The 24,477-nt window shown below is 69.3% G+C and carries 21 protein-coding genes and 2 tRNA genes; 11 read left to right on the forward strand and 12 right to left on the reverse strand.

Translation table 11 applies throughout. The features are described 5' to 3' along the window. Positions 1–95 precede the first annotated feature (95 nt). Positions 96–617 (reverse strand): peptidylprolyl isomerase, encoded by a 522-nt coding sequence (locus tag ABYF38_RS04835; RefSeq protein WP_371151163.1) that lies wholly within the window; start codon positions 615–617, stop codon positions 96–98. A gap of 287 nt (positions 618–904) precedes the next feature. Here ABYF38_RS04835 and ABYF38_RS04840 point away from each other — a divergent pair, with 287 nt between their 5' ends. From ABYF38_RS04840 to ABYF38_RS04850, 3 genes are all read left to right on the forward strand, one after another. Next, the gene (locus ABYF38_RS04840; RefSeq protein ID WP_371151165.1) at positions 905–1,507 is read left to right on the forward strand and encodes a hypothetical protein; all 603 of its coding nucleotides are present in this window, start codon (positions 905–907) and stop codon (positions 1,505–1,507) included. A gap of 262 nt (positions 1,508–1,769) precedes the next feature. Then, on the forward strand, positions 1,770–3,398 hold the full coding sequence (locus tag ABYF38_RS04845; RefSeq protein WP_371151167.1) for an MFS transporter: 1,629 nt from the start codon (positions 1,770–1,772) through the stop codon (positions 3,396–3,398). Positions 3,399–3,637: 239 nt separating this feature from the next. After that, entirely contained in the window at positions 3,638–5,110 is a 1,473-nt protein-coding gene (locus tag ABYF38_RS04850) for a glycoside hydrolase family 1 protein (RefSeq protein WP_371151169.1), read from the forward strand. A 21-nt stretch (positions 5,111–5,131) separates the two neighbouring features. Here ABYF38_RS04850 and ABYF38_RS04855 read toward each other — a convergent pair whose 3' ends face one another. The 11 genes from ABYF38_RS04855 to dnaA all read right to left on the reverse strand — a co-directional run bounded on the left by ABYF38_RS04855 (position 5,132) and on the right by dnaA (position 17,968). Continuing rightward, positions 5,132–6,052 carry an EamA family transporter gene (locus ABYF38_RS04855; RefSeq protein WP_371151171.1) on the reverse strand — a complete coding sequence of 307 codons (921 nt, stop codon included), beginning with the start codon at positions 6,050–6,052 and terminating at the stop codon, positions 5,132–5,134. Between the two features lie 178 nt (positions 6,053–6,230). Further along, entirely contained in the window at positions 6,231–6,647 is a 417-nt protein-coding gene (locus tag ABYF38_RS04860; RefSeq protein ID WP_371151173.1) for a hypothetical protein, read from the reverse strand. Between the two features lie 674 nt (positions 6,648–7,321). After that, a tRNA-Ala gene (locus ABYF38_RS04865) sits at positions 7,322–7,394 on the reverse strand. A 35-nt stretch (positions 7,395–7,429) separates the two neighbouring features. After that, positions 7,430–7,503 (reverse strand) — tRNA-Ile (locus tag ABYF38_RS04870). Positions 7,504–7,587: 84 nt separating this feature from the next. After that, the gene (locus ABYF38_RS04875; protein ID WP_371151175.1) at positions 7,588–7,980 is read right to left on the reverse strand and encodes a DUF3566 domain-containing protein; all 393 of its coding nucleotides are present in this window, start codon (positions 7,978–7,980) and stop codon (positions 7,588–7,590) included. Between the two features lie 22 nt (positions 7,981–8,002). After that, positions 8,003–10,600 (reverse strand): DNA gyrase subunit A, encoded by a 2,598-nt coding sequence (gyrA, locus tag ABYF38_RS04880; protein WP_371152995.1) that lies wholly within the window; start codon positions 10,598–10,600, stop codon positions 8,003–8,005. A gap of 51 nt (positions 10,601–10,651) precedes the next feature. Further along, entirely contained in the window at positions 10,652–12,661 is a 2,010-nt protein-coding gene (gene gyrB, locus ABYF38_RS04885; RefSeq protein WP_371151177.1) for a DNA topoisomerase (ATP-hydrolyzing) subunit B, read from the reverse strand. A gap of 172 nt (positions 12,662–12,833) precedes the next feature. Next, entirely contained in the window at positions 12,834–13,493 is a 660-nt protein-coding gene (locus tag ABYF38_RS04890) for a DUF721 domain-containing protein (RefSeq protein ID WP_371151179.1), read from the reverse strand. After that, positions 13,490–14,785: a DNA replication/repair protein RecF gene (gene recF, locus ABYF38_RS04895; RefSeq protein ID WP_371151181.1), complete on the reverse strand. Its 1,296-nt coding sequence runs from the start codon at positions 14,783–14,785 to the stop codon at positions 13,490–13,492. Before recF ends, ABYF38_RS04890 begins: the two co-directional genes overlap by 4 nt. A 3-nt stretch (positions 14,786–14,788) precedes the next feature. Continuing rightward, the gene (gene dnaN, locus ABYF38_RS04900; protein ID WP_371151183.1) at positions 14,789–15,928 is read right to left on the reverse strand and encodes a DNA polymerase III subunit beta; all 1,140 of its coding nucleotides are present in this window, start codon (positions 15,926–15,928) and stop codon (positions 14,789–14,791) included. Between the two features lie 612 nt (positions 15,929–16,540). Further along, positions 16,541–17,968, reverse strand: coding sequence for a chromosomal replication initiator protein DnaA (gene dnaA / locus ABYF38_RS04905; RefSeq protein ID WP_371151185.1), 1,428 nt, complete (start codon positions 17,966–17,968; stop codon positions 16,541–16,543). 449 nt (positions 17,969–18,417) lie between these two features. Here dnaA and rpmH point away from each other — a divergent pair, with 449 nt between their 5' ends. The 8 genes from rpmH to ABYF38_RS04945 all read left to right on the forward strand — a co-directional run bounded on the left by rpmH (position 18,418) and on the right by ABYF38_RS04945 (position 24,216). Continuing rightward, entirely contained in the window at positions 18,418–18,555 is a 138-nt protein-coding gene (gene rpmH / locus ABYF38_RS04910; protein ID WP_371151187.1) for a 50S ribosomal protein L34, read from the forward strand. Between the two features lies 1 nt (position 18,556). Then, positions 18,557–18,994: a ribonuclease P protein component gene (gene rnpA, locus ABYF38_RS04915; RefSeq protein ID WP_371151189.1), complete on the forward strand. Its 438-nt coding sequence runs from the start codon at positions 18,557–18,559 to the stop codon at positions 18,992–18,994. Further along, a complete protein-coding gene (gene yidD, locus ABYF38_RS04920; protein ID WP_371151191.1) occupies positions 18,991–19,269 on the forward strand; it encodes a membrane protein insertion efficiency factor YidD in 279 nt (92 codons plus the stop codon). Before rnpA ends, yidD begins: the two co-directional genes overlap by 4 nt. Before the next feature lie 105 nt (positions 19,270–19,374). After that, entirely contained in the window at positions 19,375–20,490 is a 1,116-nt protein-coding gene (yidC, locus tag ABYF38_RS04925; protein ID WP_371151193.1) for a membrane protein insertase YidC, read from the forward strand. 48 nt (positions 20,491–20,538) lie between these two features. After that, positions 20,539–21,081 carry a protein jag gene (locus ABYF38_RS04930; protein ID WP_371151195.1) on the forward strand — a complete coding sequence of 181 codons (543 nt, stop codon included), beginning with the start codon at positions 20,539–20,541 and terminating at the stop codon, positions 21,079–21,081. Continuing rightward, complete coding sequence (gene rsmG, locus ABYF38_RS04935) at positions 21,078–21,731, forward strand: 16S rRNA (guanine(527)-N(7))-methyltransferase RsmG (protein WP_371151197.1); 654 nt, start codon at positions 21,078–21,080, stop codon at positions 21,729–21,731. Before ABYF38_RS04930 ends, rsmG begins: the two co-directional genes overlap by 4 nt. 33 nt (positions 21,732–21,764) lie before the next feature. After that, complete coding sequence (locus ABYF38_RS04940) at positions 21,765–22,694, forward strand: ParA family protein (RefSeq protein WP_371151199.1); 930 nt, start codon at positions 21,765–21,767, stop codon at positions 22,692–22,694. Beyond that, a complete protein-coding gene (locus tag ABYF38_RS04945; RefSeq protein WP_371151201.1) occupies positions 22,687–24,216 on the forward strand; it encodes a ParB/RepB/Spo0J family partition protein in 1,530 nt (509 codons plus the stop codon). The genes ABYF38_RS04940 and ABYF38_RS04945 overlap by 8 nt, the downstream gene beginning before the upstream one ends. The last annotated feature ends 261 nt before the right edge of the window (positions 24,217–24,477 follow it).

A 24,477-nucleotide genomic window follows, 5' to 3' on the forward strand; every position in this document is an offset into this window, starting at 1 on the left:
CTTGACCGCACCACGGTGTGTGCCGCCGCGACGCGCATACGCGAACCGGGCGGCCACCGCTAGGCACCGCCCGGTTCCAGCTCCTCTGTCTTGGCTCAGGCCTCGACGTCGATGGAGGTGATGACCACGTCCTGCAGCGGCTTGTCGCGGCCATCGACCGCCACGCCGGCGATCGCGTCAACGACGGCGCGGGAGGCAGCGTCGTCCACCTCACCGAAGATCGTGTGCTTGCCGGTCAACCAGCCGGTCGGCACGACGGTGATGAAGAACTGCGAACCGTTGGTGCCACGCCCGCCACGGATGCCCGCGTTGGCCATGGCCAGCAGGTAGGGGCGGTCGAAGGAGAGGGCCGGGTCGATCTCGTCGTCGAACTGGTAGCCGGGGCCGCCCACGCCCATGCCCAGAGGGTCGCCGCCCTGGATCATGAAGCCGTCGATGACGCGGTGGAAGATGGTGCCGTTGTAGAGCGGCTCATTCATGGTCTCGCCGGTGGCGGGGTGGGTCCACTCCTTGGCGCCGGTGGCCAGGCCGGTGAAGTTCTCGACCGTGACGGGGGCGGAGGTGGGGAACAGGTTGACGACGATGTCGCCAGCGGAAGTGTGAATGGTTGCCTTCATGACGCCATACTCGCACGCGCTTGAGTGTCGCGGCGGTGCCTGCGCCGTGGGCGTATCTTTGCCGCGTCGCCTTCGTGCGGGCGGGGCGGCGGATTGGCGGGCGCCGGTTTTGCCGGCGGGTGGACGACGCTGCCTTAGTGGGACGACGTTGCGCCCGCCGCCGCGTTCCTCCGGCCGCGCGGCGTATTCACCATCATTTTTCTGCGCGGGGCTGCGCGGTTAAGCCAAAACAGCGATAATGGGGGCAATGTACGCGCCGATTTCGGCGAACGACGTTAGGAGTGGCAATGGCCAGGAAGACCAAGAAGATTGAGGCAGCGGGCCGCTCCCTGGTGGGGCAGGCTGCAGAGGCCGCGTCCGACCTTTCCGCTAAGGCCCTGGGTTACGCGCACGACGGCGTGGAGTGGCTGGCGCCGCGCGCCGAGCGCGCGCTCGCCTCCGCGCAGGCCCGTGCGCTGGCGACCGGTGCTCGCCTGCGCGAGGACTACGTGCCGCGCCTGGAGCGCGCCTGGCAGGGCGCCGCCGAGGCCAGCCGTGGCGAGGGCAAGCTCTCCGAGCGCGCCTCCCTGGCGTTCAACAACGCCCGCGAGGCCCTGGTCACCCCCACCCCGGTGGTGAAGAAGCGCTCGGCGTGGCGCACCGTCGGCTGGGTCCTGCTGGGCGTGGCCGCTGCGGGTGCCGCCTACGTGGCGTGGCGCCGCACCCAGCCGGTGGAGGACCCGTGGGCCGAGGACTACTGGGCCGAGAGCACCTCCACGGACCTGGGCGAGCGCGTCGGCGAGGTCGTGGAGTCCGCGAAGTCCAAGGTTGAGGAGGCTGTGGAGGCCGTGGCCGACCAGGTCGAGGACCTGGAGTTCGAGGCTGAGGAGCTGGGCGAGGACAAGGCCTGAGCTGCTGGCTTGCCGGTACAGCGGCCCTCGTGAGGGGCTGAGGCTGCCCGGAGGCTGATCGGGGGGAGCGTGCTGCGCACGCTCCCCCTCTCCTTTGCCCGGAAACGGGGCGCTCGTCCGGGGACCGGGCCGCCGGGTGCGGTGCTCCGGTCGGGCCCCGCTGGGAGGGCTCTCACAGTGCCGCCCCGGCGGGGCTGCCCTAAGCTGGATTGGCCGCCTTGCCTAGAACCCTGTGCGGCTTCGCGATGAGAAAGCACGATTCGTGTCCACCTCCACCCCGTCCCCCAGCCGTTCCAAGCACGCCTCTGAGCACGTGAATCCCGCCGGCGCCAGCCCGGCCACAGGCAGGTCGGGCCCCGCAGCTCCAAGCGAGTCGGGCCCCGTCACGGCCCCCACTCCCGCGCTGAGCAGGCGCCGCCGCTGGGCGGCCCTGGCCGTGCTGATGCTCCCGGTGCTGCTGATCAGCGTGGACAACACGGTGCTCACCTTCGCGGTCCCGGCGATCAGCGCCGCCCTGGAGCCCACCGGCGTGCAGCTACTGTGGATGACCGACATCTACTCGCTGGTCCTGGCCGGGCTCCTGGTGCCGATGGGCTCGCTGGGCGACCGCATCGGGCGCCGCCGCGTGCTCCTGATCGGCGCCACCGGCTTCGCCGCCATCTCCGCCGCCGCGGCCTTCGCCCCCTCCCCCGGGTGGCTGGTGGCCGCCCGGGCCGCCCTGGGCGTGTTCGGTGCGATGCTGATGCCGGCCACGCTCTCCCTGATCCGCAACATCTTCACCGAGCCGGGCGAGCGCCGCCTGGCCATCGCGGTGTGGGCGTCGGGCTTCAGCGCCGGCGCGGCGCTGGGCCCGATCGTGGGCGGCTTCCTGCTGCAGCACTTCGACTGGGGCTCGGTGTTCCTGATGGCGGTGCCGGTGCTGGTCCCGCTCCTCGTGGCCGCCCCGGTCCTGGTGCCCGAGTCCCGGGACCCGAACCCGGGCCCGATGGACCTGGTGGGCATGTTCCTGATTCTGGCCGGCATGGCGGCCCTGGTGTGGACCATCAAGGAGGCCAGCCACGGCAACCTCGACGCCGTCACGCTGGCCCTGGCGGTGGCCGCCCCGGTCTTCCTTGCCCTGTTCGCGCGCCGGATGCTGCGCCGCGACAACCCGATGCTGGACGTGCGCCTGTTCACCAACCCGGTCTTCACCGGCGCCATCCTGTCCAACCTGCTGGCCACGTTCGCGATCGTCGGCTTCCTGTTCTTCATCTCCCAACACCTGCAGCTGGTCAGCGGTATGCCCCCCATGGAGGCGGGCCTGTTCCTGCTGCCGGGCATGATCACGTGCATCGTGGCGGGGATCGTGGTGGTGCGCTTTACCCGCTTTGCCCGCCCGGCCACCCTGGTGGCGGCCGGTAACGCGTTCTCGCTGCTGGGCTACCTGCTGGTGTTGACGAACAACTGGGTGCACACCGACGTGGTACTGCTGATCGGCTTCATCTCCATCAACATCGGTGTGGGCGTGGCTGAGACGATCTCCAACGACCTGATCATGTCCTCCGTGCCGCCCACCAAGGCCGGTGCGGCCTCCGCGATCAGCGAGGCCGCCTACGAGGTCGGCGTGCTGTTGGGCGCGGCGATCCTGGGTTCGATCCTGACGGCCACCTACTCGGCTCGCGTGGAGGTAGCGGCCGGCCTGGCGCCGGAGCTGGAGCGCGCCGCCACCGAGACCCTGGGCGGGGCGACCACGGTGGCGCAGTCCCTGGAGCCGGGCGCCGCGCAGGCCCTGCTGGACTCGGCGCGCACTGCCTTCGACTCCGGCGTGGTCTTCACCGCCGCCCTGGCCGCAGTCGTGATGGCGGCGTCCGTGGTGATGGCCGCCCGCACCATGCGCTCGGCCCGCTACTGACCTCTTAGGTCCGACGACGCCCCACCCACGCCCCCTCAGTCGTCTCGCCCCGCTCCCCGGTCGCAGTCCTGCGCCGGGCCGGCCTCCGGCCCCACCCCGGCCAGCGCTCGGCCACGCGCCTACCCCGCTCGGCCACGCGCCTACCCCGCTCGGCCCCGCGCCGGCCTTGCGTCGCCCCGGTACCCGCCGACGCGGGCCCGGGGCGCGGTAGCGTGGCAGGCCTAGGAGAGGAGCACGCCATGACCGTCCCCACCGCGAGCTCAACGCCCCCGGATCGCGCCCCCGCTCACCAGATACTGCAACAGGACCCACCGGCCGCATTCCCGCCCGGTTTCCTGTGGGGCGGAGCGGTGGCCGCCAACCAAATCGAAGGTGGGTGGAACGTCGGCGGTAAAGGCCCCTCCATCCAGGACGTGCTGCCTGGGGGGATAACGGCGCCGCGCACCGCCACCCCGACCGCAGACAACCTGAAGCAGGTGGGCATCGACTTCTACCACCGCTACCGGGATGACATCGAGCTCTTTGCGCGGCTCGGCTTCAAGGTGCTGCGCTTTTCCATCGCCTGGTCGCGGCTCTTTCCGCGCGGCGACGAGGACGCACCCAACGAGGAGGGGGTGGCCTTCTATGCGGCCGTGCTGGCCGAGCTGGAGCGCCACGGCATCACGCCGCTGGTGACGTTGTCGCACTACGAGACCCCGCTGTACCTGGCAGAGCACTACGGCGGCTGGGCGAACCGGGCCCTGATCGGTTTCTACGAGTGCTTCGCCCGCACCTGCTTCGAGCGCTTCGGCGCCCGCGTGAAGTACTGGCTCACCTTCAACGAGATCAACTCGATGCTGCACTTCCCGTTCCTGGCCGGGATAGACAAGCCCACCGACCAGGTTGGGCAGGCGGAGATCTACCAGGCCGCCCACCACATGCTGGTGGCCTCAGCGCGCGTCACCGCCCTGGCCCACGCGACGCTCCCCGGCGCGAAGGTGGGCTGCATGCTCCTGGCGGCCCCCGTCTACCCGCTCACCCCGGACCCGGCCGACGTGTGGGCCGCGCTGGACTCCGAGCGGCGCAGCACCTTCTTCGGGGACGTGCACGTGCGCGGCTACTACCCGGGCTACGCGCTGCGCTTCCTGCGAGAAAACGGCATCAACCTGGAAATCACCGAGCAGGACCGGGCCGACCTGCGCCACACCGTGGACTTCGTTTCGTTCAGCTACTACATGAGCCTGTGCGAATCGGCCGCGCCCCGGCAGGAGGCGATGGTGGCCGGCAACGTGCTGCCCGGCGTGGAGAACCCCACCCTGGCGGCAAGCCAGTGGGGATGGCAGATCGACCCCGTTGGCCTGCGGGTGGTGCTCAACCAGTACTGGGACCGGTGGCAAAAGCCCCTGTTCATCGTGGAAAACGGGCTCGGCGCGGTGGACCGGCTGGTGGAGGAGGACGGGCGCCTGACCGTCCACGACGACTACCGCATCGACTACCTGCGCGCCCACCTGCAGCAGCTGGCCCAGGCCATCGCCGACGGGGTGGAGGTGCTGGGCTACACCGCGTGGGGCCCGATCGACCTGGTCAGCTTCTCCACCGCCCAGATGTCCAAGCGCTACGGCTTCATCTACGTGGACCGCAACGACGACGGCTCCGGCACCCTGGAGCGCTACCCCAAACGCTCCTTTGAGTGGTTCCGCCGCGTCATCGCCAGCAACGGCGCCGAACTCTAGGGGGTGCGCGGGCGGGCGCGGCTAGGCCTCGCGGGCCGCCAGACGCTGGGAGCCGACGCCGGCCACCACCACGAACGCCATGCCCACCAGGGGCACCGGGCCGGGAATCTGCTGCAGCACCACCGCGCCTGCCAGGGCCGCCACGGCGGGTTCCAGGGCCATGAAGGTGCCAAAGGCCAGGGTGTTCATGCGGCGCAGCGCCACCAGCTCCAGCACGAACGGGACCAGCGGCACCAGCAGCGCGATCCCCAGGCTCTGCCACACCACGGTCCAGGTCAGGCCCGGCAGGGCCTGCCCCACGCCGGGCACGGCCGCCACTGCCGCCGCGATGGGCACGGTCAGGGCCAGGCCGGACAGTCCCGTGTAGCGGTCCCCCACGCGCTGGGTGAGCACGATGTAGCCCGCCCACCCGGCGGCGGCCGCCAGGGCCAGCAGGACGCCCAGGGCGTCCACGCTGGCCCGCCACGGCTCCTGCAGCAGCAACACGCCCGCCAGGGCCAGGGCGGGCCACAGCAGCGCCCTAGCGCCCACGCCACGGATCGCCCGCCAGGCGGCCACCCCCAGGGGACCCAGGAACTCGATAGCCACCGCCGTGCCCAGCGGCAACCGCGCTGCTGAGGCCAGGAAGCAGGTGGTCATCAGGCCGGTGGACAGGCCCAGCCCTAGCAGCAGGGGCAGGTCCGCGCGGCGCAGGGTGCGCAGCTTGGGCGGGGAGAGCAGCACGAAGAACAGGGCGCCGGCGCTCAGGCGCAGCCAGGCGGCCCCCGCCGGGCCCACCTCGTCGATCAGGGTCACCGTGAGGGCCGAGCCCATCTGCACCGAGAAGATCGCCCCCAGCACCAGCAGCCAGGCCGGCACGCGCCGGCCCGAGGCCGCGCGGCCAAGCGATGGGCGGCGCGGGGGCGGAACGTCGGCGGAAGAACCGGTGGGGCGGGCGGGCATCAGGCCATTTTGCCACCCCGGCGGCCGGACGACTTGGCGGGCCGGGCGAGGACGGTGGGATGGGCGGGAGCGGGCGTGAGGCGTGGGCGGGAGCGGGCGTGAGGCGTGGGCCGCAGGCTGCAGGCCGGGCGTGGGGCCGGCGGCATGGGCTTGCCCGCAGCACCGGGGACCGGCGCGGTCAGAGGACCAGGCGCTGGCCGTCCGCGTCGGTCTCGTAGATGCCCTTGCGCATCGCGACATTCAGGGTGGAGAAGACCGACCAGATCGAATTCGCGATCAGGAAGTAGCGGGGGTAGTTCACGACCTCCTGCAAGAAGCGCAGGCGGCCAAGCTGCCCACTGCGGTAACCGAACTCTGCCACGTCCTCAGCTGCGTCCACCAAGGCGTAGCCGATGTAAAGCATCAGCGCCACAGAGACCAGCGTTACCAACAGACGCGTGTATCCCTTGCTCTTGAAGCCCAGGTAGAAGTCTCCGAAACCCAGCGGGCCGGTAAACAACATCAACATCACCGCGACGGGCATCGAGCGCCGCGTGTCAAAGGAATCCCCATCAACCTCGGACTGGTAAAGCTCGAAACGCGAGTGGTCAGACACGGGCACCTCCTGGGATCGTGGCTTTCACCACACACCCTATGGACCTGTTCGGGTCCCCGGCAAGGAGAAACGGCCCGGCTGGGGATAGGGCTGGCAGGCAGACAGCTGGGGACGCGACCGGCGGGTGCGTGCCGGCCCAGCCGTCCCTCGATGCGCCGAGACTTGCCCAACCCTCACAAAACTTGTCCTTGGCGGGGTGGCTAATGACAAGGCCCGGCGCGGTTTGACAAGTTTCGGCGGGGAAGCTCGGTGCCACGGCGCCTACGCAGGGTTGGCGGGCACCCGAACGGTGGTGTTCGGGCGACCCGGCAGCCCCCGACCGTACAAGAGTGAGCTTGGGGTACATGTGACCGCTTGGTGCCGTGGCCCCGAGCGGTCACATGTACCCCGATGCAACATTTGCGAGTTCGGGGTTAAAGGCAGGGAGGTCGGGGTTAAAGGCAGCAATGCGTGTACGCCAAGCGCCGGCCAGCACCAGCACCCGCACCGGTGGTGATCGGGCAGCTTTGCCGCCCTCCAACAAACCGCAATTGCCTCGGGGTAGCACTGACGTGCTACCCCGAGAGTTTTTGGCTGGCGCTACGCCGTCGCGCGGGACCGCGCACGGCGCGCACCTGCCAAAAACGCCGAGTGGGGAGCAGAAAAACCTGCTCCCCACTCGGCGCAATTGTTTGTGGAGCCTAGGGGACTCGAACCCCTAACCCCCTGCTTGCAAAGCAGGTGCGCTACCAATTGCGCCAAGGCCCCGAGTCCTACTCGATCAGGCGATCGAAGGGATTGAGTGGGCCTAGCTGGACTCGAACCAGCGACCTCTTCCTTATCAGGGAAGCGCTCTAACCGACTGAGCTATAGGCCCTCACCGCACCGGAACGTGCTGGATGAGACTACCGCACCTTCCCGGGCACCACCAAATCGATACCCGGGAAAGTGCGGCAGATAACTATTCGTCCGTCAGGGTGACGTGGATGCCACCCACCAGCGCGGCCGACAGGTTGTACAGGAACGCCCCGAGCGTGGCCAGCGCGGTGAACAGGATCGTGTTCACCACGCCGATCGCGGTCGCGGCCGCCACCACGCGGTTGAACTCCGTGTAGGCCAGCAGGTTCAGCAGCGAGTCGGCGCCCACGGCCGTGACCAGGTCGCGGATCTGCGCGAACACCTGCATGGAGTCCAGCACCTTCCAGATGAAGGCCGCCGCCACCACGCCCATGATCGCGAGCGCGACGCTGAGCAGGAACACCATCTTCATGATCGACCAGGCATCCACCTTGGCGATCACCAGGTTCACGCGGCGCGGCTCGTCAGCTACAACTACTTCTTCGCTCTGGCTCACCGTTGCTCCGTCCTATCTGGGCCTAGTTAGAAGTTACCGCAGACTCGCCGCCCTCACCGGCTACTTCCACAGGCACGACGTCGCCGCCCTGCCCCTGCTCCCCCGCAGCCGCCCCCTGGCCGGCGCCCTCGTCGTCCTCGTCCTCGGCGGGCTCCAGGGAGCGGGCCACGGCGATGATGCGGTCGCCGTCGTCGGGACGGGCGAAGGTGACGCCCTGGGTGGTGCGGCCGGTGCGGGAGACCTCGGCAACACGAGAGCGCACGATCTTGCCGCCCTCCATGATCACCAGCACCTCGTCGTCCTCGCCGGTGATGAGGGCGCCGACCAGGCTGCCACGCTCTTCCACCAGGTTGGCCACCTTGATACCCAGGCCGCCACGGCCCTGCACCCGGTACTGGTCCACTGCGGTGCGCTTGGCGAAACCACCCTCGGTGACCACGAACAGGTCCGCGTCGGGGCGCACCACGTCCATGCTCAGCAGCTCGTCGTCCTCGCGGAAGCGCATGCCGGTCACGCCCGAGGTGGCGCGGCCCGTGGGGCGCAGGCTCTCGTCGGAGGCCGTGAATCGCAGCGACTGCCCGGCGCGGCTGACCAGCAGAACGTCGTCCGTGGCATTGGCCAGCACGGCGGCCACCAGCTGGTCGGACTCGCCCTCGTCGTCGGAGCGCAGGTTGATCGCGATGACGCCGCCGGAACGGTTGGAGTCGTAGGCGCTCAGGGCGGTCTTCTTCACCAGGCCGCGGCGGGTGGCCAGCAGCAGGTAGTCGCTCTGGTCGTAGTCCTTGATGGCGAGCACCTGGGTGATGGCCTCGTCCGGCTGGAAGGCCAGCAGGTTGGCCACGTGCTGGCCCTTGGCGTCGCGGCCGCCCTCGGGCAGCTCGTAGGCCTTGGCGCGGTAGACGCGGCCGAGGTTGGTGAAGAACAGCAGCCAGTGGTGGGTGGTGGTGACGAAGAAGTGCTCCACCACGTCGTCCTGGCGCAGCGCCGCCCCGCGCACGCCCTTGCCGCCGCGCCGCTGGGAGCGGTAGTTGTCGGTGCGGGTGCGCTTGACGTAACCGGAGCGGGTGATGGTGACCACCACGTCTTCCTCCGGGATCAGGTCCTCCACGGACATGTCACCGTCGTAGGGCAGGATCGTGGTGCGGCGCTCGTCGCCGTACTTCTCCACGATCTCGGCCAGCTCCTCGCTGACCAGGGCGCGCTGGCGGGCGTCGGAGGCCAGGATCTCTCGCATGTCGGCCACCTTGGCCTCCAGCTCGGCGTGCTGGTCCAGGATCTTTTGGCGCTCCAGGGCGGCCAAGCGGCGCAGCTGCAGCTCCAGGATGGCGTTGGCCTGCACCTCGTCCACCTTGAGCAGCTCCATCAGGCCCGTGCGGGCCTCCTCCACGGTGGGGGAGCGGCGGATCAGGGCGATGACCTCGTCCAGCGCGTCCAGGGCCTTGAGGTAGCCCTGCAGGATGTGGAGGCGCTTTTCCGCCTCGCGCAGGCGGAAGCGGGTGCGCCGCTGGATCACGTCGAGCTGGTGCTTGACCCAGTGGTGCACAAAACCGTCCAGGGACAGGGTGCGCGGCACGCCGTCCACCAGGGCCAGCATGTTGGCCGGGAAGGCGGTCTGCAGGGCGGTGCGCTTGTAGAGGTTGTTGAGCACCACCTTGGCCACGGCGTCGCGCTTGAGCACGATCACCAGGCGCTGGCCGGAGCGGCCGGAGGACTCATCGCGCAGGTCGGCGATCCCCTGCAGGGAGCCGTCCTTGATGAACTGGCCGATCTTCTCAGCCAGGTTGTCCGGGTTGACCTGGTAGGGCAGCTCGGTGACCACCAGGCACTGGCGGCCGTGGATCTCCTCCACCTCCACCACGGCGCGCTGCACGATCGAGCCGCGGCCGGTGCGGTAGGCGTCCTCGATGCCCTTGCGCCCCAGGATGGTGGCGGCGGTCGGGAAGTCGGGGCCCTTGATGCGCTCCATGAGCGCCTCCAGCAGCTCCTCGCGGCTGGCCTCCGGGTGGTCCAGGTACCACTGGACGCCTTCGGCCACCTCGCGCAGGTTGTGCGGCGGGATGCGGGTGGCCATGCCCACCGCGATACCCTCGGAGCCGTTGACCAGCAGGTTCGGGAAGCGCGCCGGCAAAACGGTCGGCTCCAGGGAGCGGCCGTCGTAGTTGGGCGTGAAGTCGACCGTCTCCTCGTCGATGTCGCGCACCATCTCCATGGCCAGGGGCGCCATCTTGCACTCGGTGTAACGCGGCGCGGCCGGGCCCAGGTTGCCGGGGGAACCGAAGTTGCCCTGTCCGGCCACCAGCGGGGCGCGCATGGACCACGGCTGGACCAGGCGGGCCAGGGCGTCGTAGATCGCGCCGTCGCCGTGCGGGTGGTATTCACCCATCACGTCGCCGACCACGCGGGCGCACTTGCTGAAGGCTGCGGTGGGTCGGTAGCCGCCGTCGTACATCGCGTACAGGACGCGGCGGTGCACCGGCTTCAGGCCGTCGCGCACCTCCGGTAGGGCGCGGCCCACGATCACGCTCATTGCATAGTCCAGGTAGGACTTTTGCATCTCGCTCTTCAGGTCCACCGCCCGGATGCGGTCTTCGCCGCCGACGTTGCCGCCGTCCGCCCCCATCACCGTGGTGGTTTCCTCGTTTAGCTGCTCGCTCATGTTCTTGGCTTTTCCTTAGATGTCGAGGAAGCGGACGTCCTGGGCGTTGCGCTGGATGAAGGCGCGGCGCGATTCCACGTCCTCACCCATCAGCACGCTGAACACCTCGTCCGCGGCGGCGGCCTCACCCAGGGTGACCTGCTTGAGGATGCGCGCGGCCGGGTTCATGGTGGTGTCCCACAGCTCGTGGTCGTTCATCTCGCCCAGACCCTTGTAGCGCTGGATGGCGCCGTCCTTGGGCAGGCGGTGGCCGGCGGCCTGGCCGGCGGCCAGGCGCTCGTCGCGCTCCTTGTCGGAGTAAACGAACTCGTGGGGCGCGTTGGACCACTTCAGGCGGTAGAGCGGCGGCATGGCCAGGTAGATGTGGCCGTTTTCCACCAGCGGGCGCATGTAGCGGAACACGAGGGTCAGCAGCAGGGTGGCGATGTGCTGGCCGTCCACGTCCGCGTCCGCCATCAAGATGATCTTGTGGTAGCGCAGCTTGGCCAGGTCGAACTCCTCGCCCACGCCGGTGCCGAAGGCGGTGATGAGGTTCTGGATGGTCTCGCTGGACAGGGCCTTGTCGATGCGGGCCTTTTCCACGTTCAGGATCTTGCCTCGGATCGGCAAGATGGCCTGCACCTCGGGGTCGCGCCCACCGACGGCGGAGCCGCCTGCGGAGTCGCCCTCGACGATGAAGAGCTCGCACTTGGAGGCGTCGCGGGAGGAGCAGTCGCGCAGCTTGCCGGGCATGGAGGCGGAGTCCAGGCCGGTCTTGCGGCGGGTGGCCTCGCGGGCCTTGCGGGCGGCGATGCGGGCCGCAGCGGCGGCCTGGGCCTTGCCGATGATGTTCTTGGCCTCGGCCGGGTGGGAGTCGAAGTAGTCGGCCAGCTGGGAGTTGAGCTGCTTTTGCACGAAGGTGCGCGCGATGGCGTTGCCGAGCTTGGTCTTGGTCTGGCCCTCGAACTGGGGCTCGCCCAGCTTGATGGAGATGACGGCGGTCAGGCCCTCGCGGATGTCGTCGCCGGTGAGGTTGTCGTCCTTCTCCTTCAGCAGGCCCTTCTCGCGGGCGTAGGTGTTGACCACGTAGGTCAGGGCCGCGCGGAAGCCCTCCTCGTGGCTGCCGCCCTCGGAGGTGTTGATCGTGTTGGCGTAGGAGTGGATGGATTCGCTGTAGGCGGTGGTCCACTGCAGCGCGATCTCCAGGCTCATCACGGCCTCGGTGTCCTCGGCCTCGACCGCGATGATCTCCGGGTTGATGATCTCGGCGCGCTTGGTGTTGTTCAGGTGCTCGACGTAGTCGCGCAGGCCGTTTTCGTACATGTAGGTCACCTCGCGGTGGCCGCGCGCCGGGTCCGGCACGTCGTCCCCGGTGACCTCGTCGCCGGCGTCGATGGCGTCCTCGCGCTCGTCCACCAGCTTGATGGACAGGCCCTTGTTGAGGAAGGCCATCTGCTGGAAGCGCGAGCGCAGGGTCTCGAAGTCGAAGTCCACCGTGTCGAAGATGGTGGGGTCCGGGTAGAAGGTCTGGGTGGTGCCGGTCTCCTCGGTGGCCTCGCCCTTGCGCAGGGTGCCCACCGGGTGGCCACCGTTGGCAAAGGACTGGTGCCACACGTGGCCTTGGCGGCGCACCTCGGTCTCCACGCGGGTGGACAGGGCGTTGACCACGGAGATGCCCACGCCGTGCAGACCACCGGAGACGGCGTAGCCGCCGCCGCCGAACTTGCCGCCCGCGTGCAGGATCGTCATGACGACCTCGACGGTGGGCTTGCCCTCGGTGGGGTGAATGTCTACCGGGATTCCGCGGCCGTTGTCGCTCACGCGCACGCCGCCGTCCGCCTGCAAGACCACCTCGATGTGGGTGCAGTAGCCGGCCAGGGCCTCGTCGACGGAGTTGTCTACGACCTCGTACACCAGGTGGTGCAGGCCGCGCTCACCGGTGGAGCCGATGTACATGCCGGGGCGCTTGCGCACCGCCTCCAGGCCTTCCAGCACGGTGATGTTGCTGGCGCCGTACTCTGCCGGACGCTGCGAATCCTCGCTCACGGGTCTCCTCTATTCGGGGCAAGAACCGGCCCCAAAATAGGACCTCGTCGATTCTACCCGCTTTTGCGGCCCTGAACCACCGTGGGGCTAGGTGGGTGGCACCGGCGGGGTCCAGGGCCTTCTAGGGGCCGCCACGGCCCTGCCTGGCTTCGCGGCCCGCCGCCCGCCCGGCTCAGCCGTAGGTGTCCCTGGGGCCGCGCCCGCGCACGCTGCGCGGCCCGTGCTTCCAGGAGGGCGCGGCCGGGCCCAGGATCTGCAGGTTGGTCACCACGCCCTCCCCCGCGATCTGCGCGATGTTGCGCAGCAGCTGCGGGGTGAGCATGCGCAGCTGGGTGGCCCAGGCGGTGGAGTCCACGCGGATCACCAGCATGGAGTTCTCGAAGGTCTCCACCCTGGTGTGGGCGGCGATCTGCTCACCCACGATCGCGTCCCATTGGGAGGCCACGCGCGCCAGCGCTACCGCCCCGCTCAGGCCCAGGCGCTCCAGCAGGCGGTCGCTCATCGCCCCGAGCTTCTTGGGGGTGCGCCGGGACTTGCCCGGCCCGCTGCCCCAGAACTTCACTCCGGGCGGGGGCTGGTAGCCGCCCTCGTTTTCGATCTGCTCGCCCTCCTCGAGGGCGGCGAGCCCGGCGGTGCGCTTGCGCAGGCTGGTGCGCTTGTCTCCGCGCTCGAAGGCGGCGGCGCGGAACCTATCCAGGCTGCGCAGCGCCAGCCCGGCCACGTCCGCCTCGGTCGGTTCCCAGGCCTGGCGCGGCAGGCCGCCGGTGGCCGACGCTCCACCCGCCTGCCCCCGTACCTCGGCCTGCCCACAACTGTCCTGCTCGCCGTTCACTGCGGCCCGCCCGGCGGGGATTCCTCGGTTTGCTCACCGGTGCCCTCTCCCCCCGCACTACCCACGCTGCCCCGGCCGTCGAGGCTGGTGACCTGCGAGCCGGCCACCGCGAACCTGGCCGCATCCAGCTCCGCTGGCACGTCCTCCCCCACGGCGGCGGTGATGAAGACCTGCTCCACCCCGGCCACCACGCCCACCAGGGCGGCGCGGCGCTTGGCGTCCAGCTCGGCAAAGACGTCGTCCAGGATCAACACCGGGTCGCCGTCCAGGCCGCGCAGCAACTCGAAGGAGGCCAGGCGCAGCGCCAGCGCGCAGCTCCAGGACTCGCCGTGGCTGGCGTAGCCCTTGGCGGGCAGTCCGTTGAGGCTGATCGTAAGGTCGTCGCGCTGCGGGCCCACCAGGTTGACTCCCCGGCGCAGCTCGTCGGCGCGCCTGGCGGCGATGGCCGCGCGCAGCACCCGGCGCAGTTCGTCCAGCTCCGCCGCGCCGGCCCCCGCGGCCTCTGGCGGGGCGTAACCGCCCCGGGCGGCGTGCTCCCGGGCGCTGACCACCAGCTCCAGGCGCAGCAGGTCCTGGCTGTCAGCCACCTCGCGGTAGTAGCGCTCGGCCAGCGGGACCAGTTTTTCCACCAGCTCCAGGCGGGCGGCCAGGAGCTGGGCGCCCAGCTCCACCAGCTGCTCGTCCCACACGGCCAGCAGCGATTCCTCCGCCGCGCCGTACCCGGCATCGGGCCCGGTCCCGTAGCCGCCGCGAGGGCCACGACCGGTCCCGGCCAGTTGCTTGAGCAGGGCGCCGCGCTGGCGCAGCACCTTGTCCAGGTCCGCCTTCACGCCCGCCAGGCGGGGGGTGTGCTGGATCAGCAGGGCGTCCAGGAAGTCGCGCCTGCCGGCCGGGTCTCCCTTGACCAGGGAGAGGTCTTCGGGGGCAAACAGCACGGTGCGCAGCCGTCCCAGCAGCTCGCGCGGGCGGCAGGTGCCCCGGTTCAGGCGGGCCCGGTTGGCCCGCCCGGCCACGATCTCCAGCTCCAGCACCTCGGCGCGCTCGCCGCGCCGCACCTTGGTCCGCACCATCGCCCCGCCGGGCTGGGGGCCGCCGTCTAGGGCGCGGCGTACCAGGGCAGCGTCGGCCGCCACCCGGTGGGAGGAGAAGGTGGACAGGTAGACCAGGGACTCGACGATGTTCGTCTTGCCCTGCCCGTTGCGGCCGATGAAGGCCACCACCCCGGGCGGGAACTCCAGGACCAGGCGCCGGTAGGAGCGAAAGTCGTCCAGCGCCAGGTTGGAGACGTACACGCGCTAGTTGCCGAAGCGGATCGGCATGAGCAGGTAGCGGAAGTCCGGCAGGGACTCGCCCTCCTCCTCGTTCTGCCCGGTCAGCACGGCCGGCTTGGAGGGGTGGGAGAAGGACAGGCGCACGTACTCGGTGCCCACGGCGCTCAGGCCGTCCAGCAGGTAGTGCGGGTTGTAGGCGGTGACCAGTTCCTCGCCGGAGAGCAGCACGCCGATCTCCTCGGCCGCGTGGGCGTCCTCGCCCTGCCCGGCCTCCAGGGTCAGGCCCTCGGAGGTGAAGGACAGGCGGATGGAGGTGTTGCGCTCGGCCACCAGGCTGACGCGCTTGACCGCACCGATCAGGTCATCAGTGCGGACCACGGCGTAGACGGGGGTCTCGGTGGGGAAGAGCCGCATCACGGGCGGGTAGTCGCCCTCGGTGAGCAGCGAGGTGGTGGTGCGCCCGCCGGCGGCGAAACCCACCAGGGAGGGCATGCCGGGCTCGGACTGGGTGGACAGCGCCAGTTCCACCGCGCCACCGCTAGACAGTGACTTCGAGACGTCAGAGAGGGTCTTGGCCTTGATGAGGGCCTGCACCTCCAGCCCGGTGGCGGAGGGGTGCCACAGCAGCTCGCGCACCGCCAGGCGGTAGCGGTCGGTCGCCATCAGGCGCATGCGCTCGCCGTCGATCTCCACGCGTACGCCGCCCAGCAGGGGCAGGGTCTCGTCGCGGGAGGCGGCCAGGGAGACCTGGGCCACGGCCTGCTGCAGCAGGTGGGCGTCCACGTTGCCGAGCACGGGCGGCAGGGCCGGCAGCTCGGGGTAGTCGTCCAGCGGCATGGTCATGAGGGTGAAGCGGGAGGAGCCGGAGCGCACCTCCACCTTGGCGCCCTCCAGGGCGAGGGTGACGGGGCGGTTGGGCAGCGCCTTGACGATGTCGGCCAGCAGGCGGCCCAGCACCAGCACGGTGCCCGCCTCCTCGACGTTGGCCTCGATCACGCTGCGGGCACTGACCTCGTAGTCGAACGTGGAGATCGCCACCTCTCCGCTGGACTGCGCGGCCAGACGCACGCCCGCGAGCACGGGGACGGCGGGGCGGGCGGGCAGCGTGCGCGCGGTCCAAGAGACGGCTTCTGCCAGAACGTCGCGCTCCACAGTGAACTTCATCGATCCTCCTTGGCTTTGCCGCCATTATTCCGCAACTCGGTCAAAGTTTGCCGTCGCGGACAAACCCCTGATCAAGGCTAGAGCAACTCGGCGCGCCGAGAGAAGCCCAAGCTGCCACCCCCGGCCTGGGCGTCAGCAGCCTTGCGTTGGTGTTCCACAGATTTCCCCTCCCCTACTTGGTTAGTCCTAGTAGTAAGCCCTGTGGAAACTGGGGAAAATCCCGCTTTGGCTTGTAATTACAAGAATCTGGCCTGTGTGCCCGCCGGTGGGTAGGCGGTGGGAGAAGCCCGGCGGTCTGTGGATTCCAAAACCGGCCCGCACCGCCCTCCACAGCAGATCTTGTAATTACACACAAGAGAAGCCCGCTTGCCCACATCCTGCCCACACCCCCTGTGAATCACGCGGTTTTCGTTGCAATAACGCCGCTTGGTCGGGGCGGTAGGGCAAAAGGGTGAGGTCAGTGGTCGACGTCGGTCGCCGCCAAGTACAGCGCACGCTGCCTCTAGGGGGCGGCCGGCAGCACAGCGGCGCGGTGGTGCAGGGACGGCACGTAAGTTCCCGCGAGGGGGACGACGCTGCCGCCCCACCGCCCGGTTCCAGCGGGCCGCAGCGCTAACGGGCGCGGGCCTGCTGCTTGATCCGGTTGGTCAGCTCGGTGACCTGCGTGTACGTCTCGCGCTTGGTCTTCATCTGCTCGGTGATCTTGCGGTAGGCGTGCATGACCGTGGTGTGGTCGCGCCCGCCGAACTGCTGACCGATCTTGGGCAGCGAGAGGTCGGTGAGCTCGCGGCACAGGTACATGGCGATCTGGCGGGCGTTGACCAGCACGCGCGAGCGGTCGGTGGAGCGCAGCGCCTCGATCGTGATCTGGAAGTACTCCGCCGACTGCGCGATGATCGAGGAGGCCGTGATCACCTCATCCTCGGTGGAGATCAGGTCCTTCAAGACCAGCTCCGCCAGCGCCAGGTCCACCGGCTGCTTGTTCAGGTTCGCGAACGCCGAGACGCGAATCAGCGCACCCTCCAGCTCCCGGATGTTGGAGGTGATGCGGGAGGCGATGTACTCCAGCACCTCGGGGCTGACCTCGAGGCCGGTGGCCACCGCCTTCTTGGACAGGATGGCGATGCGGGTCTCCAGGTCCGGCGGCTGCACGTCCGTCATCAGGCCCCACTCGAAGCGCGAACGCAGGCGGTCCTCGAAACCATCGAGCTGCTTGGGCGGCACGTCGGAGGTGATCACCACCTGCTTCTCGCCGTTGTGCAGCGCGTTGAAGGTGTGGAAGAACTCCTCCATCGTCTGTTCCTTGCCCTGCAGGAACTGGATGTCGTCGATCAGCAGCACGTCCACCTCGCGGTAGCGGCGCTGGAAGGCCTCGGCGCGGTCGTCGCGGATGGAGTTGATGAAGTCGTTGGTGAACTCCTCGGAGTTGACGTACTTGACCTTCAGGTGCGGGTAGAGGTTGCGGGCGTAGTGGCCGATCGCGTGCAGCAGGTGGGTCTTGCCCAGCCCGGAGCCACCCCAGATGAACAGGGGGTTGTAGGCGCGCGCCGGCAGCTCTGCCACCGCCGTGGCGGCGGCGTGTGCGAAGCGGTTGGAGGAACCCGGCACGAAGGTCTCGAACGTGTAGGAGGGGTTCAGGCGGGAGTTGTCCGCCTCCACCGGCGCCGGCGACTCGCCGCGCTCGGTCTCCCGCGCCGCGATCCGGGAGGAAAGGGCCAGGTCCTCCTCCGGCTCCACCGGCAGCATCGTCACCTCCTCGCGCTCCTCCCCGCTGGCCAGCGAGGGATCCACGGTCACCGCGATGCGCATGGGCCGGCCCAGCACCTGGGTGAGCGCGTCGGTGATGATGCTGCGCGCCCGCACCTCCACGTACTCCTTGGAGAAGTTAGAGGGCACCGCCAGCAGCAGGGTGCCGTCCACGTCACCCAGGATCTTGGCGCGCCGAATCAGACCCATCTGGCCGCTGGAGATCTTGTCTCCCTCCTGCAGCAGACGCAGGACGTCGGGCCAGCTTTCGGTAATTGGCTGCGGTGCGGACACGTGGGGCTCCTTTCGGCGCCCCCAAACTACCCTGCCCGCTGCCTTGCGTCCACACAGTTTTCCACAATTGGGGATTGGGGGAGGCCCCGCCCAAAGAGCCCCGAAATCACGGAAATACGGGCTTTGCGGGCTGCCGGTTCGCTCCCCCACTTTCCACAAGGTGGTAGCTACCACTACTCACACAGTGTGGGTAGGCTAGGCAGCGCGCCGCGCGCGGCCGCCTACGGGATAGCGCCGGCGGGCAGGAGGGCCGGCAGGGCCCGGGCGAGCGGGCGGCCACCGGGCGGGAGCAATTGGCGGCCCGAAACGGGCGAAGTGTGATCGGTGACGCGCCCGTATTTCTTGACCGGCGGCGCTTTTGCTCCCTAGCATTGAAGGCCGTTGTGCCTATCTGGGCGCTAAAGGACCAATACCGGCGATAGACGCCCTAACTGCAAGGAGGAGTGACCGTGAGCAAGCGGACCTTCCAGCCCAACAACCGCCGCCGCGCCAAGGTGCACGGCTTCCGTCTGCGCATGTCCACCCGCGCCGGCCGCGCCATCCTGGCCATGCGCCGCCGCAAGGGCCGCGCCAAGCTGTCCGCCTGACGTGCTGCCGGGCCGCCACCGGATGGTGCGGCCGGAGGACTTCCGCGCCGCCGCCCGTGCTGGCGTGACCGTGCGGAGCGCGGACCTCATCATTCACTTGGCCGATGCAGGCAGCGATGCTGCCCGCATCGGCCTCGTTGTACCCAAAAAGCAAATCCCCCTGTCCAGTCACCGCGCCCGCGTCAAGCGGCGGCTGCGCCACCTGTGCCGCGAGCTCCTGGCGGAGCTGGGCCCCGCCGCGCTCCTAGTGCTGCGGGTCCAGTCCGGTGCCGACGGGCTCACTAGCGCCCAACTGGGCGAGCAGCTGCGCACCGGCGTCAAGCGCGCCAAGCGGAAACTGGCGGCCCGGCAGGGCGAGGGGGAGGCCGGTGGGACGTCGGCCACCCAAACCGTCACCGCCAACCAGCCCACCACCCCGGGCGGCCAGGAGGAGCAATGAAACGCATCCTGTTGGGGATGATCGCCTTCTATCAGGACAAGATCAGCGCCGGGCGACCGCGCACCTGCCGGTACTACCCCACCTGTTCGGCCTACGCCGCCGGCGCGGTCAAGCAGCACGGAGTGGGCAAGGGAATCCTGCTCACCACCTGGCGCCTGCTGCGCTGCTGGCCCTGGAGCCCCGGCGGCGTGGACATGGTCCCACTACCCGGACGGTGGCGCTCAACCGATGCGCAGAACCGGACGCTGCCTGACGGCACAAAGATTGACCTCTAAAGCGCTGTGACCAGGCCCCCTCGGCTGCGCAAGCAGGCCGGCGGGGGCGCACGGTAGATTTAGGACGTTGCGGGCACTGACGTGCCATTCCCAGAGGAGCCTGTGTTGGACACCATTCTGAAGCCCATCATGTACGTGGTCGCCTGGATCATGGTGAAGCTGCATGACCTTTTCGCCATCGTCCTCGGGGACGCCTCCTCGTGGGCGTGGGTGCTGGCCATCGTCGGCCTCACCGTGGTGGTGCGCATCGCCCTCATCCCGCTGTTCTTCCGCCAAATCAAGGCCTCGCGCGGCATGCAGATCATGCAGCCGGAGCTGAAGAAGCTGCAGGAGAAGTACAAGGGCCGCAAGGACCCCGCCTCCAAGCAGGCCATGCAGCAGGAGATGATGGCCCTCTACAAGAAGCACGGCACCAACCCGTTCTCCTCCTGCATGCCCCTGCTGCTGCAGATGCCGATCTTCTTCGCGCTCTTCCGCGTGCTGAACAACGCCGGCGCGATCGCGGCTGGCACCGCGAACCCGATCGGTCCGCTCACCCGCGAGGTCGCCGCCAAGGTGCAGGACGCCACCCTGTTCGGGGCGCGCCTTTCTGAGACCTTCCTGTCCTCCTCCGACTCCCAGGTCAAGATCATCACCGTCGTGCTGATCGTGGCCATGAGCGCATCGCAGTTCCTCACCATGCGTCAGCTGACCATGAAGAACATGCCGTCCTCCGCCACTTCCGGCGAGAACCCGATGATGCGCCAGCAGAAGATCATGATGTACCTGTTCCCGCTGCTGTTCGCGGTCACGGGCATCAACTTCCAGATCGGTGTGCTCATCTACTGGCTCACCTCCAACGTGTGGACCGGTGGCCAGCAGTGGTACGCCATCCGCCGCATGCCGGCCCCGGGTTCCGAGGCCGAGCGCGCCATGAAGGAGCGCATCCGCGCCAAGCGCATCGCCAAGGGCCTGCCGCCGGAGACCGACGAGGAGCTGGCGGAGAAGGAGGCGGCCGCCGCAGCGGCAGCGCGCCAGGGCCAGCGAGTTCAGCCCGTGCGCAAGTCGCGCCAGAAGCACTCCGGTCCCGTGGCCTCCAGCGTCGATGAGCTGCTGGAGGGCCAGCAGGAGGCCGAGGCGAGCCAGGACGCGCGGGACGCGGGTGGCCTGACCGCCGCCGAGCGCGAGATGAAGCGCTACCAGGCCCGCATGGCGCGCCGCCGGCAGGGCAAGAAGAAGTAACAAGGATTTTGTTTCGGGGGTATCCCCCACCCCGTGTAAAGGATGCACATGACTGAGATCAAGGTGGACGTTGCCCAGCTAGAGGCCGAGGGCGAGCACGCGGCCGACTACCTGGAGGAGCTGCTGGACATTGCCGACCTGGACGGCGACATCGACATCGACGTAGATGGCGACCGCGCCTCCGTGGCAATCGTGGTGGAGGAGTCCAGCCGGCAGCTGGAGCGCCTGGTGGGCCGCGACGGTGAGGTGCTGGACGCCCTGCAGGAGCTGACCCGCCTGGCGGTGCAGAACCAGACCGGCGAGCGCTCCCGCCTGATGCTGGACGTGGCCGGCTACCGCGCCGAGCGCCGCGCCGAGCTGACCGCCCTGACCGAGGCCGCGATCGCGCAGGTCAAGGAGAGCGGCGAGCCGGTGGAGCTGGAGCCGATGAACCCCTTCGAGCGCAAGGTTTGCCACGACGTGGTTGCCGCGGCCGGCCTGTTCAGCGATTCGGCCGGCGTGGCGCCCAAGCGCTACGTGGTGGTCTACGCCAGTGCGCCGGTGGAGGCGGACGACGCTGCCGCAGAGGCCGACGGAGCCGAGCAGGCGTGAGCGAGCTAGAGCAGTTGTCGGGTCCGGCCCGCGCCTTCATGGGGGCGCGGGCCGTGCCCATGGAGGCGCTGGCGGAGTTGCTGGCGCGTGAGGGCGAGAAACGGGGCCTGATCGGGCCCAGGGAGCTGCCGCGCCTGTGGAGCCGCCACCTGCTCAATTCGGCCGCCGTGGCCGGCGTTTTTCCCTCCGGGGCACTGGTTGCCGACGTGGGTTCCGGGGCGGGCTTTCCCGGCCTGGTGCTGGCTGTGCTGCGGCCGGACGTGGACGTGGTGCTGATTGAACCGATGCAGCGGCGGGTGGACTGGCTGGGCTACGCCGCAGACGAGCTGGGCTTGGACAACGTGTCGATCGCCCGGGCCAGGGCCCAGGAGCTGCACGGCGAGCTTCTGGCGGACGCCGTGACGTGCAGGGCCGTGGCCTCCTTCGGTGAGCTGATCGCCTGGGTGGCGCCGCTGCTGGTGGACGGTGGCGAGTTCGTGGCGCTCAAGGGCGCTAAGGCCCAGTCGGAGCTGGACGAGGCCGTTAGCGCCGGTCTACTGAACCGGTTTAGGTTGGGTGGGGCGCGCGTGGAGGAAGTCGATCCGGTGGTGGACGGTGAGCACATCTTCGAGGTGCCGGCCAGGCTGATCCGGGCCAGGCGGTTAGCATAGGTTTGGCCGAATCCGGCAGAGAAAGGAACGCAGGTGACTGATTCCCTAGAGCGCTTTGCTGCGGGCGGCAGGCAGGACAGCCCGGTGGGCGCCCAGCTGGCGGCGGACATGCGGCTGCGGGCCAAGCTGGCCGGCGTCTCCTTCACTCCCCCGGCCGAGCCGCGCATCTTCACCGTCGTCAACCAGAAGGGTGGCGTGGGTAAGACAACGAGCGCCGTGAACCTGGCAGCGGCGTTCGCTGCGGGCGGGCTGAAGGTGCTGGCGATCGACTTCGACCCGCAGGGCAACGCCTCCACCGCCCTGGGCATCGAGCACCGGGTGGGGACGCCGTCAATGTACGACGTGCTGGTAGAGGAACGGACGCTGCGCGAAGTGGTGCAGCCGAGCCCGGAGGTCGAGGGTCTGTGGTGCGCCCCGGCCACGATCGACCTGACCGGCGCGGAGTTGGAGCTGGTGGCGGCGATGAGCCGCGAGCACCGGCTGCGCGCGGCCCTGAACGAGTTCTTCCGGGCCGAGGCGGAGGCCGGCGAGCGGCGCACGGACGTGGTGGTGATCGACTGCCCGCCGAGCCTGGGCCTGCTCACGCTGAACGCGCTGGTGGCCGCGCGCGAGGTATTGATTCCGATCCAGTGCGAGTACTACGCGCTGGAGGGAGTCAGCCTGCTGAGTCGGAACATCGCGCGGATTCAGAAGCACCTGAACCCGGAGCTGCGGATCTCGACGATCCTGCTGACTATGTTCGACGGTCGCACGCGGCTTAGCTCGGAGGTGGCGGCGGAGGTGCGAGCGCACTTCGCAGAGGAAACGTTGGAGGTGACGATTCCGCGGTCGGTGCGGATCGCCGAGGCCCCTAGTTACCAGCAAACGGTGCTGCAGTACGATCCAAAGTCGACGGGCGCGTTGGCCTACCGTGAGGCCGCGCGGGAGATCATGGCCAAGGAAGGCTGCGTGAAGAATGGCTGAGCGGCGGGGGCTTGGGCGCGGATTGGGTGCGCTGATCCGGGACGACGAAGAGGCAATGCGGGCAAATGCGGAGCTCGGCAATGCACAGTCCGGCTGGACGGGCGGTGGGGAACGCACGAGCCGACCGGTTGACCTCTACTTCGGTGGCGGCGACGTGCAGCGGCGCAGCGAGATATCCGCGCTGCTCTCTCCCCCGCTGAAGCGCGGCAAGAAGGACGTCGACTCTGTTTCACGTGAAACGGAGGAGAGTGGCAGGGGCGGCAAGCGAGCGACGAAGGCGCGCGCGTCGCAGGCGAAGCCGGCGGCAGCCGGTGAGACCGTTTCACGTGAAACGGGCGCTGCGGGTGCTGTGGCCGCGTCAAGCGAGGTGCTGGAGGCCCAGCGTGCCACCGCCAAGAAGAAGGTCGCATCGCCCTGCGTGCTTGAACGCGCGGGAGTAGGGCCAACGGCGGCCTCCCCCGTTTCACGTGAAACGGTTCAGGACGGTCGTGGAGAGGTCGCGAAGGCTAGCGATTCGGCGGTCGGCGCGGTTGCCGGTCCGGCGAGCGGGGAACCGGACGTTTCACGTGAAACGGAAGAGCCGGAGCTGGTGGCGGTGCCGGGCGTGTTCCTGGCGATGCTGAGCCCGGACGTGATCGTGCCCAATGCGAAGCAGCCGCGCCAGGTATTTGTGGAATCGGAAGTGGAGGAACTTGCGGCGTCGATCCGCGAGGTGGGACTGCTTCAGCCCATCGTGGTCCGCCCGCTGGCCGCTGACGACGAGCGGCGGCACAGCGGTCGCCGAGCGGGTGCGCCGGAGGACTCTGACGAGGTCATCGCCGGTGAGTACGAGCTCATCATGGGCGAGCGCCGGCTGCGGGCCTCCCAGCTCGCCGGCCTGGCAGAGGTGCCTGCGATCGTTCGCTCGACGGCGGATGAGGACATGCTGCGCGACGCGCTGCTGGAGAACCTGCATCGCGCTCAACTTAACGCGCTGGAAGAGGCGGCCGCCTACGAGCAGTTGCTGCGGGAGTTCGGTTGCTCCCAAGAGGAACTGGCGCGCCGGATCGCGCGGTCGCGGCCGCACATCTCCAACACGATGCGTTTGCTGAAGCTGCCCGGCACGGTGCAGCGGCGCGTCGCCGAGTCCCGCATTTCCGCCGGCCACGCCCGGGCGTTGCTGGGCCTGCCCGACGCGGAGGCGATGGAGGCGCTGGCCGAGCGCATCGAGGCAGAGGGCCTTTCCGTCCGGGCGGTCGAGGAGCTGGTGGCTCAGGGCGACGAGCCCGTGGAGGAGCGGCGTGAGTACCGTCCGCGCCGGGGCGGCGGGGAGGGCGCGTTCACCGCGCTCAACTACCAGCTCGCCTCGCGCTTCGCCACGCGGGTCAAGGTGACGATGGGCGCCCGCAAGGGCAAGATCGCCATCGACTTCCGTGACGCTGAGGACCTGGAGCGCATCCTGGCGGTGCTCTCGCCGGAGATCGGCTACAAGGCGCCGGCGCCGGCGGGAGACGTTTCCGGGCAGGATGCGCCGGGAGCCTAGGAGCAAGCAGGGGAGCGGCCGTTCGTGGCGGCGCCGGACCAACGGTTTCACGTGAAACGGGGGTGGATGCGCGGGCATCCACCCCCGCAGTCTTTCCCCGAGCCGAATAATCCACAGGTTTACCCACCGAAGTGGAAAACGGAAAATCCTTTCCACAGGGAATGCACAGGGCCGAGCCCGCAGGAAGCGGGCCACGGGCCGGGGTGAGCGGGGCGGAGCGGTCGGGACGACCGACCCTTCCGCAACGACCCAGCCCCAGCG

This window comes from Buchananella sp. 14KM1171, from assembly GCF_041380365.1.
GTDB classification, from domain to species: Bacteria; Actinomycetota; Actinomycetes; order Actinomycetales; family Actinomycetaceae; genus Buchananella; species Buchananella felis.

Excerpts from the sequence above, each read along its gene's own strand:
- ABYF38_RS04835 (WP_371151163.1), bottom strand. The coding sequence starts at position 617 with ATGAAGGCAACCATTCACACTTCCGCTGGCGACATCGTCGTCAACCTG.
- ABYF38_RS04840 (WP_371151165.1), top strand. The coding sequence starts at position 905 with ATGGCCAGGAAGACCAAGAAGATTGAGGCAGCGGGCCGCTCCCTGGTG.
- ABYF38_RS04850 (WP_371151169.1), top strand. The coding sequence starts at position 3,638 with ATGACCGTCCCCACCGCGAGCTCAACGCCCCCGGATCGCGCCCCCGCT.
- ABYF38_RS04855 (WP_371151171.1), bottom strand. The coding sequence starts at position 6,052 with ATGCCCGCCCGCCCCACCGGTTCTTCCGCCGACGTTCCGCCCCCGCGC.
- gyrA (WP_371152995.1), bottom strand. The coding sequence starts at position 10,600 with ATGGGGGCGGACGGCGGCAACGTCGGCGGCGAAGACCGCATCCGGGCG.
- dnaN (WP_371151183.1), bottom strand. The coding sequence starts at position 15,928 with ATGAAGTTCACTGTGGAGCGCGACGTTCTGGCAGAAGCCGTCTCTTGG.
- yidD (WP_371151191.1), top strand. The coding sequence starts at position 18,991 with ATGAAACGCATCCTGTTGGGGATGATCGCCTTCTATCAGGACAAGATC.
- ABYF38_RS04930 (WP_371151195.1), top strand. The coding sequence starts at position 20,539 with ATGACTGAGATCAAGGTGGACGTTGCCCAGCTAGAGGCCGAGGGCGAG.
- ABYF38_RS04945 (WP_371151201.1), top strand. The coding sequence starts at position 22,687 with ATGGCTGAGCGGCGGGGGCTTGGGCGCGGATTGGGTGCGCTGATCCGG.